Raw genomic sequence first — 13,537 nt, forward strand, 5'->3', positions numbered from 1 at the left:
GCGGCTTTTCCCCTTCGGGGTTGGGGATGTTTCTAGTAGTGGGTGCTCGCGGAACTAGCTTCGAGTGTTGCTAAGCCCTGCTTAGTCTCGCTCACGCGAGCCGTCGCATGGCAAAGCAACACTACTTGCGGATTTCCGCTCCGCGGATTACACGACAGCAAGCTGTCGGTAATCCCACTACTAGAAAATCCCCTTGAGCTAGAGCTCCGCTCCCGCTTTCGGCGGACCGCTTCGCGGCTTTTGCAAGGCAAAAGGGCCGAAGGTCAATCCTTAGGGGATTTTCTAATAATGGGAAGACAAGCAGCTTTGCTGCTTAGTCTTCCGCGCAGGTGAGATCCGCAAGTACTATTTCTTAGTGGCATGACGGCTCGCCTTGGCGAGACTAAATGACACTTAGAAATAGTCGCAGCTAGCTCACCGAGCACTCCATTATTAGAAACATCCCCAATCCCGAAGGGGTCTTCCACCGTAGGTGGCCCCGAAGGGAAAAGCCGTCCGCAGGACACAAAAAAAGCCCAGCTGCAAGCTGAACTTTCAGGTTAATCCTCAATAGCTTCGACTTTCACTTCCTCCTTTGGCAATGGCTCTGGAGCCCCTGTCAAATTCGCAAGTGGTTCGAGGTTGCGGTAACGTTGCATACCAGTACCAGCTGGGATGATCTTACCGATGATGACATTTTCCTTAAGACCAAGAAGGTGATCTTCTTTACCACGGATGGCAGCATCTGTAAGGACACGAGTTGTTTCCTGGAATGATGCGGCAGAAAGGAATGAGTTGGTTTCGAGTGAGGCTTTTGTGATACCCATGAGGACAGGACGACCAGTAGCTGGTGTCTTACCGCTCAAGAGCAAGCTTTCGTTGGCCTTCTCGAAGTCTGAGATATCCATCAGTGTACCCGGGAGGATATCAGCATCTCCGTTGTCCATGACGCGGACCTTACGGAGCATTTGACGAACCATAACCTCAATGTGCTTATCGCCGATTTCAACCCCTTGTGAACGGTAAGTCTTTTGGACTTCACCGAGCAGGTAAGTCTCAACGCTGAGTGCATCACGGACTTCAAGCAAGTGCTTAGGCTCGATAGAACCAGTAATCAAAGGTGCACCACGGTGGATGAATTCCCCTTCTTCGACCAGCATCTCAGCTGACATTGGCACAGTGTAAGAACGAGTATCAGTTTGACCTTTGATAGTAACTTCTTTGGTACGAGTAGAAGCATCTTCAATGATAGACTCAACAGTACCTGTCACTTCAGTGATGATAGCTTCCCCTTTAGGGTTACGTGCTTCGAAGATTTCTTGGACACGAGGTAGACCTTGTGTGATATCTTCAGATGAGGCTACACCACCCGTGTGGAAGGTACGCATTGTAAGCTGTGTACCAGGTTCACCGATAGATTGGGCAGCGATCGTACCGACAGCTTCACCGACTTCTACAGCTTCACCAGTGGCAAGGTTGACACCATAACAGTGTTTACATACACCGTGTGGTGTCTTACATGTGAAGACGCTACGGATAGTGACTTCATGGATGCCTGCATTGATGATTTCAGTGGCAATGTCTTCAGTGATAAGCTCGTCTTCGCCGATGATGACAGCACCAGTCTCTGGATGCTTTACAGTCTTACGGGTATAACGACCTACCAAACGTTCAAACAGTGGTTCAACCATTTCCTTACCATTGGCAATGTCTGAGATGACAAGACCACGGTCTGTGCCACAGTCGTCCTCACGGATGATGACATCTTGGGCCACGTCAACGAGACGACGGGTCAGATAACCTGAGTCGGCAGTCTTCAAGGCCGTATCGGTCATACCCTTACGGGCTCCGTGAGTTGAGAAGAACATTTCCAAGACAGAGAGACCTTCACGGAAGTTAGAAATGATAGGCAATTCCATGATCTTACCGTTAGGAGCGGCCATCAGACCACGCATACCGGCAAGCTGTGAGAAGTTGGAGATGTTACCACGGGCACCTGAATCCATCATCATAACGATAGGGTTAGAGAGGTCTTGGCCAGCGATAAGCTTGCGTTCCAGTTCTTCTTTGGCTTCACGCCATACGGTCGTGACGGCATTGTAGCGTTCGTCGTCTGTGATCAAACCACGGCGGAATTGCTTCGTGATTTGCGCCACACGTTCGTGGCTGGCTTCGATGATTTCAGCCTTGTCTTCAACGACAGGGATATCTGCGATACCTACGGTCAAACCTGCGAGTGTAGACTGGTGGTAACCCAAGTCTTTCAGGCGGTCAAGGAATTCTGACGTCGCAGTGGTCTTGTATTTCTTGAAGACTTCAGCGATGACATTTCCAAGGTATTTCTTCTTGAATGGAAGGACAGTGTCGACAGCATCCAAGACTTCTTGGATGTCTTGACCGAGCTCCATGAAGAAGCGGTCGTCGGTCTGCTTGGTCAAGTTTTCTTGGGTTGGTTCGTTCAGATAAGGGATTCCTTCAGGCATGATGCTGTTGAAGATGACCTTACCGACAGTAGTAACCAAAATTTTATCTTCCTGGTCTTTTGTCCAAGGCTTGTTCAAAGATTTTGTAGCAATACCAATGCGGGTATGCAAGTGAACGTAACCGTTACGACGGGCTACTTCCACTTCTTCAGCAGTGGCAAAGATCATGCCTTCGCCTTCACGACCCTTTTCTTCCATGGTCAAGTAGTAGTTACCAAGGACCATATCTTGAGATGGGGTAACGACAGGCTTACCATCTTTAGGGTTCAAGATGTGCTCTGCAGCAAGCATCAAGATACGGGCTTCAGCCTGGGCTTCTTCAGACAATGGGACGTGGATGGCCATTTGGTCACCATCGAAGTCGGCATTGTAGGCTTCACAAGCCAGTGGGTGAAGACGCATGGCACGACCGTCAATCAAGACAGGTTCAAAGGCCTGGATACCAAGACGGTGGAGGGTAGGTGCCCGGTTAAGCAAAACAGGGTGTTCTTTCACTACTTCTTCAAGCACGTCCCAAACGTCGGCATCTTGACGTTCTACCTTGCGTTTTGCAGCACGCACATTGGCAGCCATGTCGCGTTTCACGAGTTCGCTCATGACGAATGGCTTGAAGAGCTCAATCGCCATTTCACGTGGGACACCACATTGATACATCTTGAGTGTAGGACCTACAGCGATAACGGAACGGCCAGAGTAGTCAACACGTTTACCGAGCAAGTTTTGACGGAAACGTCCTTGCTTCCCTTTCAGCATGTGGCTCAAAGATTTAAGCGGACGGTTGCCGGCACCAGTGATTGGACGACCACGACGACCATTGTCAATCAAGGTATCAACGGCTTCTTGAAGCATACGTTTTTCATTCTGTTGAATGATGTTTGGTGCGTTCAATTCCATCAATCGTTTCAAACGGTTGTTACGGTTGATAACACGACGATACAAATCATTCAAGTCAGAAGTGGCAAAACGACCACCGTCAAGCTGTACCATCGGACGAAGATCAGGTGGAATGACTGGAAGGACGTTCAATACCATCCATTCAAGCTTGTTGCCTGAGTTCTTGAAGGCTGTCAAAACGTCCAAACGACGGATGACTTTGACACGGCGTTGACCTGAAACGCTCTTGAGCTCTTCTTTAAGCTCAGCGACTTCAGCATCGATATCGACATCTTTCAAGAGGTCTTGAATCGCTTCAGCACCCATCTTGGCAACGAATGAACCGAAACCGTTTTTCAGGAGTTGTTCACGGTATTCACGTTCTGTCAGAAGTTGTTTCTTTTCAAGCGAAGTTTCTTTAGGGTCAATGACCACATAGCTTGCAAAGTAGATAACTTCTTCAAGGGCACGAGGGCTCATGTCAAGGGCAAGACCCATACGTGATGGAATCCCTTTGAAGTACCAGATGTGTGAAGTTGGAGCAGCCAACTCGATGTGACCCATGCGTTCACGACGAGATTTACCAGTAGTGACTTGAACACCACAGACTTCACAGACTTGGTTTTTATAGAAAACACCTTTCAGTTTTCCGCAGGCACATTCCCAGTCTTTTTGAGGACCAAAGATACGCTCATCAAAAAGCCCTTCGCGTTCTGGTTTTTGTGTCCGGTAGTTAATGGTCTCTGGCTTCTTAACTTCACCAAAAGACCAGTAACGAATTTTTTGTGGAGATGCGATTCCGATACGCATGCTCTCAAATTTATTTACATCGACCAATTTTTTCTCACTTTCTTGTGGATAAATATTTATCAATTTTGGAAATATTTCTAGTAGTGGAGTGCTCGGGGAGATCCGCAAGTAGCAATTCTAAGCCCCTCTTAGTCTCGCTTACGCGAGCCGTCGAGTGGCTAAGAATTGCTACTTGCGGATCTCCCCTGTGCGGAAGACTAAGCAGCAGAGCTGCTTGTCTTCCCACTACTAGAAAATTTCCTTAGGTTGCCCTTCGGGCGTTTGCTTCGCAAACGTGCAGTTGCTGGCACTCATACAGTGGAGTGGAGTGTTTGGAGGCAATAAGCTATGAAATATCGCAAATTGGGAGACCCGTAGGGGCTCACAATTTAGGCATGGAAGCCAAAGGCATCGCTGCCGGCGTCACAGCTTCATTGCCTTCAAACACGGAACGTAACGGCCCCGAAAAGGACAATCTTCAAAGATAAAAATTAGTGCTCATCAGTGCTTTCAGCTTCTTGAATCAATTCGGCTTCAGCGGCTTCGGCTTCGGCTACGACTTGTTCTTGTGCTTCGAGCATTTCTACTGTGATGTCGTCGTTGTTTTGACGAGCTTGGATGGCATCATCATCGAGTTCGCGGAGGTCAAGGACATTGTGTTCTCCGTCGAGGACCTTAAGATCCATACCAAGAGATTGCAATTCCTTCACAAGCACGCGGAATGATTCTGGCAGACCTGGTTTAGGAATGCGTTCTCCCTTGACGATGGCTTCATAGGCGTGTGTACGTCCCACCACGTCATCTGACTTGTAAGTCAAGATTTCTTGGAGGACATTGGCAGCACCATAAGCTTCGAGGGCCCAGACTTCCATTTCACCGAAACGTTGTCCACCGAACTGTGCTTTACCACCGAGCGGTTGTTGTGTAACGAGTGAGTAAGGACCAACTGAACGAGCGTGGAGCTTGTCGTCAACCATGTGGTGGAGTTTGATCATGTACATGACACCGACTGAAATCCGGTTATCAAATGGTTCACCTGTACGTCCGTCATAGAGGATGGTCTTGGCATCTTCTGCCAAACCAGCTTCTTTGACCGTATCCCAGATGTCTTCATCGCTCGCACCATCAAAGACGGGTGTTGCAATGTGGAGGTCAAGCGTACGCGCCGCCATCCCCAAGTGAAGCTCCATAACCTGACCGATGTTCATACGTGATGGCACACCCAGAGGATTCAACATGATGTCGATAGGTGTTCCGTCAGGAAGATAAGGCATGTCTTCAACAGGAACGATATTTGAAACGACACCCTTGTTACCGTGACGACCGGCCATCTTATCACCAACGTGGATTTTACGTTTTTGTGCAATGAAGACACGAACAAGTTTGTTCACGCCTGATGGCAATTCATCCCCATTTTCACGGGTAAAGATACGGACATCGTGCACGACACCGCCACCACCGTGAGGGACACGGAGTGAAGTATCGCGGACTTCACGAGCTTTTTCACCGAAGATTGCACGGAGAAGACGTTCTTCAGGTGTTGGGTCAGTTTCACCCTTAGGAGTAACTTTACCAACCAAGAGGTCGCCGTCCTTTACTTCAGCACCGACACGGATGATTCCTTCTTCGTCGAGGTCTTTAAGGGCCTCTTCACCGATATTAGGAATTTCACGTGTGATTTCTTCAGGGCCAAGCTTTGTATCGCGGGTTTCTGATTCGTATTCTTCGATGGCAATAGAAGTATAAACGTCGTCTTTGATCAGACGTTCAGACATGATAACCGCATCCTCGAAGTTATAACCTTCCCAGGTCATGTAGGCAACGAGTGGGTTTTGACCCAGAGCCATTTCACCCTTTTCCATAGAAGGGCCGTCAGCCAGGAAATCACCCTTTTCAACCTTGTCGCCCACTTCAACGAGTGTGCGTTGGTTGTAAGAAGTTCCTGAGTTTGAACGACGGTATTTTGTCACTTCGTAGATGTCCAGTTCGCCTGATTCACGACGGACACGGATTTCCTTGGCATCTGAGAATTCTACTGTACCAGCGTGTTTAGCCAAGAGTGCAGCACCAGAGTCGCGGGCTGTTTGATGTTCCATACCCGTTCCGATATAAGGAGCGTGTGGATCGATCAAAGGCACGGCCTGACGTTGCATGTTGGCACCCATGAGGGCACGGTTGGAGTCATCGTTTTCCAGGAATGGAATACATGCGGCAGCAACGGCGATAACCTGCTTAGGTGACACGTCCATGTAGTCAACAGTAGAAGCTTCAACTTCAATATTGTTACCGGTGTGGCGGGCCATAACGGTTTCAGAAGCAAAGCTGCCGTCTTCATTCAATGGAGAATTGGCCTGTGCCACAGTATAGTTATCTTCTTCATCAGCTGTTAAGTAGTCAACTTCTTCAGTAACCACGCCGTTTTCACGGTCGACACGGCGGTATGGACTCATGATAAAGCCATATTCGTTGACCTTGGCATAGGATGACAAGTTGTTAATCAAACCGATATTTGGTCCTTCAGGTGTTTCGATAGGACACATCCGGCCGTAGTGCGTGTAGTGCACGTCACGGACTTCGTATGAAGCGCGGTCACGTGAGATACCACCAGGGCCAAGGGCTGAGAAACGACGCTTGTGAGAAAGCTCAGAGAGCGGATTGTGTTGGTCCATGAACTGTGACAACTGTGAACTACCAAAGAATTCTTTGATAGCAGCTGTAACAGGACGGATATTAATCAAACCTTGAGGTGTGATGTTTTCATTTTCAGATGAAGACATCCGTTCACGGATGACACGTTCCATACGTGAAAGTCCGATACGAACTTGGTTTTGAAGCAATTCACCAACTGAACGGATACGACGGTTACCGAGGTGGTCGATATCATCGACTTTACCGATACCTTCTGAAAGACCAAGCCAGTAGTTGATGTTGGCAATGACGTCAGCAGGCATCAAAACGCGATTTTCAGCAGGAATTTGACCGTTAGAAATCAAAGTTACGACACGTTCTGGATCTTTAGGTGAGTAAACTTTAAGCGTTTGAATTTCGATGGCTTCAGGAATTACGGCATCTTCTGATGGGTAAAGTGTGACTGTGTTCAAACCATTGTCGAGCAATTCTTCAATGCTGTTCAAAACATCACGTGTCACCAAGGTATCAGCTTCAACGATGATTTCACCAGTTTCAGCATCAACGATAGGTTCAGCAAGGGTCAAGCCGAGGATACGGTTTTTAAGGGCAAGTTTTTTGTTGAATTTGTAACGTCCAACAGGCGCAAAGTCATAACGACGTGGGTCGAAGAAACGAGCCACCAAGAGACCACGTGAACTATCAGCTGTTTTAGGTTCACCTGGACGCAAACGATCGTAGATGTCTTTGAGGGCTTCTTCAACGCGAGTATCGCCTGGGTTCTTGTGAACATCCTTAGCGAGTGTCGCAGCCAAAAGTTCAGATTCGCCCAAGATTTCTTGGATTTCTTCGTCAGAACCAAAACCAAGCGCACGCATCATTGTAGTAAAAGTGAGCTTACGAGTACGGTCGATACGAACATAACCAATCCCTTTGGCATCAGTATCCAATTCGAACCAAGCACCACGGTTAGGGATTGTGGTATGTCCATAGCTTTCAAGACCGTTTTTATCAGTCTTCAAGTGGAAGTATGAACCTGGTGAACGAACGAGCTGGCTGACGATGAGACGTTCAGAACCGTTGTTGATGAATGTTCCCATCTCAGTCATAAGTGGGAAGTCGCCAAAGAAGACTTCTTGCGTCTTCAATTCGCCAGTTTCTTTATTGATGAGACGGAAAGTCACAAAAATAGGTGCAGAGTAGTTCGCATCATGGGCGCGAGCTTCTTCTACAGTGTATTTTGGTGCTTTCATTTCATAGCCGACAAATTCCAATTCCATATTTCCAGCGAAGTTGTCGATTGGAAAGATTTCTTTGAATACATTTGCCAAGCCTTCGTCAAGAAAGTTTTGGTAGCTTGCGGTTTGCACTTCAATCAGATTTGGTAAGCCAATGGCTTCCTTAATCCGAGAAAAAGAGCGTCGTGTACGGTGTTTACCGTATTGTACGTCATGTCCTGCCAAGATTTTTCTCCTTGTATAAGTAGTGAGATAAAGTTCTAAAGTTCGTCAGTAGGCCGTAGACTTAAAAATTCTGAATAGTCAGTAGTTTGTCTTTTTTATAACTTTTCAAAGATTCTAGGTCTTAAAACGGCAAAAAAGCAACGAGAATCCGGAGATTTTCGCTGCTTACAAAAGCCATGGGGACAATATTTCCCACAGAATTTGCTGACAAACTATTAGTAGTATTGTAGCATTTTTAGAGGAATTTTTCAAGGCTTGGGATTGGTCTTCAAGCTCCCTTACTTCAACTCAATCAAAAGATCCCGCGTTTGAATCGGCTCTCCAGCCTTAGCCTCTACAGCCAAGACCTCGGCATCAAATGGAGCTTCAATCGTCGTCTCCATCTTCATGGCCTCGGTCACCATCAGGGCTTGGCCTTGCTTGACCTGCTCTCCTGCTTTGACGAGGACTGCAACGACAGATCCTGGCATGGTGGCCCCAATCTGCTTGGGATTGGCCAAATCTGCCTTTTGTTTGACGGTGATCTGCGTCTTGATGGACTGGTCTTTGACGACAACCTCACGGCGTTGACCATTCAGGTTAAAGAAGAGGACCCGGTTGCCGGCAAGGTCTGGCTCGCCGATTTCATCGAGGCGGATGATGAGGTTTTTTCCTTTTTGGATTTCCACTTCAATCTTCTCGCCCAAGCGCATGCCGTGGAAGAAGGTCAGACTGTCTAGCAGGGTCACACGGCCCATTTCAGCCAGGCGTCTTTGATAGTCCAGAAAGACCTCAGGATACATCAGGTAGGAGATGACATGGTAGTCACGGGCTTCATAGCCCATTTTTTCGCTCAACTCCTTCTGGATGGCCTCAAAGTCGACTGGCTCAGCATGGAGGCCCGGCCGGTCAGTCAGAGCTGGCTTGCCTTTTAAGATAATCTTTTGCAGTTTTTCAGGGAAGCCACCGACGGGTTGACCTAGATTGCCGGCAAAGAAATTGACGACGGACTCAGGAAAATTAAGACTTTCGCCTTTTTCATAAACTCCGGCCTCTGTCAGGTCATTTTGGACCATAAATAGTGCCATATCGCCGACGACCTTAGAACTCGGCGTGACTTTAATAATGTCGCCAAACATCATATTGACAGTCTCGTAAGTCGCCACGACCTCATCAAAACGGTGGCCAAGACCTACAGCAGTCGCCTGGGCCTTGAGGTTACTGTACTGACCTCCAGGCATGGCGTGCTTGTAGACCTCGGTCTGGGGACGTGTCATACCGCCTTCAAAGGGAGCATAGTACTTGCGGACATCCTCCCAGTAATGGTCGATTTTTTCAGCATTTGAAATATTGAGCTTGGCATGTCTAGGACCATGCTCGAGGGCATAATAAATCGACTGCATCGAAGGCTGTGAGGTCCCAGCAGAGAGGCTGGCACTGGCCACGTCAATAATATCCACGCCCGCCTGGGTCGCCCCAGAATAGGTAATGATTCCATTTCCCGAAGTATCATGAGTATGGAGATGAATCGGCATGTCCACCGTGTCCTTGAGCTCTGAAATCAGACGATAAGCCGCCTGGGGTTTGAGGACACCGGCCATGTCTTTGATGGCTAGAATATGGGCACCAGTCGCTTCCAGCTCTTTGGCCAGGTCTTTATAATACTGCAGCGAGTACTTCTGCCGACTACTGTCCAGGATGTCGCCTGTATAGCAAATGGTCGCCTCTGCAATCTTGCCTGCATCTCGGACCGTCTGAATGGATTTTTCCATTTGTGGAAGCCAGTTCAAGCTATCAAAAATCCGGAAGACATCGATGCCCTCCCGGGCAGAAATCTTGATGAATTCTTCGATGACATTGTCTGGATAATTTTGGTAACCCACGGCATTGCTTCCTCTAAAGAGCATTTGGAAGAGGGTGTTGGGCATCCGCTTGCGAAGCTCACGCAGGCGGAGCCAGGGGCTTTCATTGAGGAAACGATAGGCCACGTCAAAGGTCGCCCCGCCCCACATCTCAGCAGAGAAGAGCTCAGGCAGGCCCTGGTCGATACTTGAGGCAATCCCCTTCATATCCTGACTTCTCAGGCGGGTCGCAAGGAGCGACTGGTGGGCATCCCGGAAGCTCGTGTCTGTCAAGAGGACCTCCTTAGAGGCCTTGACAAAGTCCACGACCGCTTCTGCTCCCCGGCTGTCCAGAATATTTTTTGCGGTTTCCTTTTGGAGCAGCTCAAGCTCAGGGAGTCTGGCAGGCTCTAAATGGGGCTTTCCCTGGCGGTCAATGCCTGGATATCCGTTAACCGTGATATTGGCCAGATAATTTAAGGTCTTAGAGCCCCGGTCCCTCAGGCGAGGAAAGTCAAAGAGGCTCGGCGTATTGTCAATAAAGGTCGTCTGGGCCAGGCCACTGGTAAACTGCTCGTCATTAACCACGTTGATCAAGAAGGGAATATTGGTCTTAACGCCCCGAATCCGGAACTCATGAAGGACCCGGTTCATCTTGACAACGGCCTCTTCAAAGGTCAGGGCCACAGTCGACGCCTTGACCAGGAGGCTATCAAAATAAGGCGTGACCTCATAACCGGCATAGGCGTTCCCGTCGAGACGGACACCGAAGCCTGCAGGCGAGCGATAGGTGTTGATCTTCCCCGTATCAGGCAGGAAGCCATTTTCAGGGTCTTCTGTCGTGATCCGGCACTGGATGGCCGCACCAATCGAGAGGATGTCGGCCTGCTCTGGGATCCTCATGTCCGCATGCAGGTCTTTGCCCTGGGCAATCAGGATTTGGCTGGTCACGATGTCAATCCCTGTAATCAGCTCTGTAATCGTGTGTTCTACCTGGACTCGGGGATTGACCTCGATAAAGTAAAATTCATCGTCTTTGACCAGAAACTCGACCGTTCCGGCATTGACATAGTCGACCGACTGGCAGAGCTTGACTGCAGCGGCACAAATTCGCTCACGGAGTTCAGTGGAAAGCCCGACAGCTGGGGCAAACTCGATGACCTTCTGATTCCGGCGTTGGACAGAGCAGTCCCGCTCATGGAGGTGAACGATGTTGCCGTGTTGGTCTCCGAGGATCTGGACCTCGATGTGCTTCGGATTTTCGATGTATTTTTCAACGTAAATCTCAGCTGAGCCAAAGGCGGATTTAGCTTCTGACTTGGCCCGCTCGTAGCCATCCCGCATTTCCGCGTCATTTCTGGCCACCCGCATGCCACGACCACCACCGCCAAGGGCCGCCTTAATCATGACCGGATAGCCGTATTGCTGGGCAAAAGCAAGGGCTCCATCAATGTCAACTGCCCCATTTGTCCCTGGAATCCCAGGGACTTCAGCCTTGATGGCCACAGCCTTAGCCTTAATCTTGTCGCCAAAAATGTCCAGATGTCGAAGCTCTGGGCCAATGAAGGTCAGGCCAGCCTCTTGGACCTTGCTGGCAAAGTCCAGGTTTTCCGATAAGAGACCATAACCCGGATGAATAGCGTCAACACCGGCATCCAATGCAATCCGGATGATGTCATCCATGTCCAGATAGGCGTCAATCGGCTTTTTCCCAGCCCCGACCAGATAGGCCTCATCCGCCTTGAAGCGGTGGACCGAATATTCATCTTCCTGGGCATAGATGGCGACAGTCTTGAGCCCTAGCTCACTGGCCGCACGAAAAACCCGAATCGCAATTTCACCCCGATTGGCAACAAGTAATTTTTCCATACAATTCCTAACTTTCTATAGATGTTCTTATTATCTCAGCTTTCCAGGCCTAATTCAAGTCAAATTCGGATGAAAAAAACAGCTTTTCTTAAAAAACTGTTTTATCACGAACATTATTTTGTTTAGCCACGGAAGACCCGATATTCTGTGGTTAATTCTGTGATTTCCCGGCGTTTCTCATCGGCCGAGATATTGAGGACAAAGGCAATCCCGATGGATAAAATCAGGAAGGACGACCCCCCTTGAGATATGAAGGGGAAGGTGACACCGGTCTCTGGGATAATCCCGATGGCTCCACCCAGGTTAATGAAGATTTGAATCAGTAGGAGTGAAGCAATCCCGATAGACATCAGGCTATTAAAAGAATTTTTTGCCTTAATACCGACTTGTAGAATCCGAGCAATCAAGAAGAAAAGAATCCCGAGAATGATTATAGCTCCAATAATCCCAAGCTCTTCGACGACGACTGGGAAGATAAAGTCGGTCGTGGCTTCAGGCAGGTAGCCCATCTTCTCAACCGAGTTCCCAAGCCCGCGTCCAGTCCAGCCCCCATTGGCAATGGCGTAATAAGAATTAGCCATCTGGTGGCCGACACTCGCCAGGACCTGCTGGTCAGCAAAGGGATTGACAAAGGCAATGAAACGGCTCCGGACGTGGGCCATCGGAATGAGATTGGCCAGAGCCCCTCCTGAGATGACCATCGAGCCCAGAATCAGGATGGAGGCAACGGTCCCAATAATCCCGTAACCCTTGAACCACTGCCAGCTAATACCACTGGCACCAACCATAACAAAGATCAGGAGGATGAGAATCACGGCATTTCCAAGGTCGGGCATCATGTAGTCAAGGATAATCATGATCCACAAGGGGAGTCGCCAACCCGAAAAGAACTTCTGACCGAGCGTCTTACCCTTGAAGACCTCATCAAAGTCCCGCTCAGCAATCTTGTCCTGCTTTTCAGAAAAGATAGAACCCAGATACCAGACCACAAAGAACTTGGCAATTTCGGCGGGCTGGATGGTCCCAATTCCTGGGATATGAATCCAGCCCCTAGCCCCATTAACCGGAGCAAAGAGGGCACCTGGAGCAAAACGGCAGGCCAGAAGGGAGACGACTAGGAAGACCAGCACCAGGCTAATCATCCGTCGATTTTTGATGGCTCGGAGCTTCATCCGGTAGATGATGGCAATGACTACAAAACTCAAGAGCATGAAGGCCGTCTGGTTGATGACCTGCTTATAAGGATTTCCTCCCAAGGCCAGCTGGGCATAATAGGTCGTCGAAAAGACCATGACCAGACCAATGGCTGACAGGAGGAGGTAGGGGATGAGGATGGAATAATTTAAGAAATTGGATTTTTTTAATCCGTCATTCATTAAAGGCATTTTTGTTTTTCTCTATTTCGTGGTGATTCTTAGTTTAAGGATATGGAGGCGCAAGTGCGATTGGCTCAGGACCCTGAGCCAACAAGGCGACTAGGGGGAGCCTTTGAGAGCCAGAGCCCTCCAAAAGCATCTGCAGATAAGGAAAGCGGAGCTTTCCTCCTTGCCATTGCTAAATCTGGAGCCCTTTGGTCTCCAGATTTGCCTTTGACATGGCATTTTTTGCAAAAAAAGCTAAAACTCCACTCAAT

4 protein-coding genes are annotated in these 13,537 nt (G+C 48.9%); all 4 read right to left on the reverse strand.

Translation table 11 applies throughout. The annotated features are described in order from the left end of the window. Positions 1-539: 539 nt before the first annotated feature. The 4 genes from rpoC to NtB2_RS06960 all read right to left on the reverse strand — a co-directional run bounded on the left by rpoC (position 540) and on the right by NtB2_RS06960 (position 13,280). Positions 540-4,172 (reverse strand): DNA-directed RNA polymerase subunit beta', encoded by a 3,633-nt coding sequence (rpoC, locus tag NtB2_RS06945; RefSeq protein ID WP_165814979.1) that lies wholly within the window; start codon positions 4,170-4,172, stop codon positions 540-542. Between the two features lie 443 nt (positions 4,173-4,615). Further along, positions 4,616-8,215 carry a DNA-directed RNA polymerase subunit beta gene (rpoB, locus tag NtB2_RS06950; protein WP_109246226.1) on the reverse strand — a complete coding sequence of 1,200 codons (3,600 nt, stop codon included), beginning with the start codon at positions 8,213-8,215 and terminating at the stop codon, positions 4,616-4,618. Positions 8,216-8,493: 278 nt separating this feature from the next. Further along, on the reverse strand, positions 8,494-11,904 hold the full coding sequence (locus NtB2_RS06955) for a pyruvate carboxylase (RefSeq protein ID WP_109246227.1): 3,411 nt from the start codon (positions 11,902-11,904) through the stop codon (positions 8,494-8,496). A 122-nt stretch (positions 11,905-12,026) separates the two neighbouring features. After that, a complete protein-coding gene (locus NtB2_RS06960) occupies positions 12,027-13,280 on the reverse strand; it encodes an FtsW/RodA/SpoVE family cell cycle protein (RefSeq protein ID WP_109246272.1) in 1,254 nt (417 codons plus the stop codon). Positions 13,281-13,537 lie beyond the last annotated feature (257 nt).

Source organism: Lactococcus termiticola, from assembly GCF_003116835.1.
GTDB classification, from domain to species: Bacteria; Bacillota; Bacilli; order Lactobacillales; family Streptococcaceae; genus Lactococcus; species Lactococcus termiticola.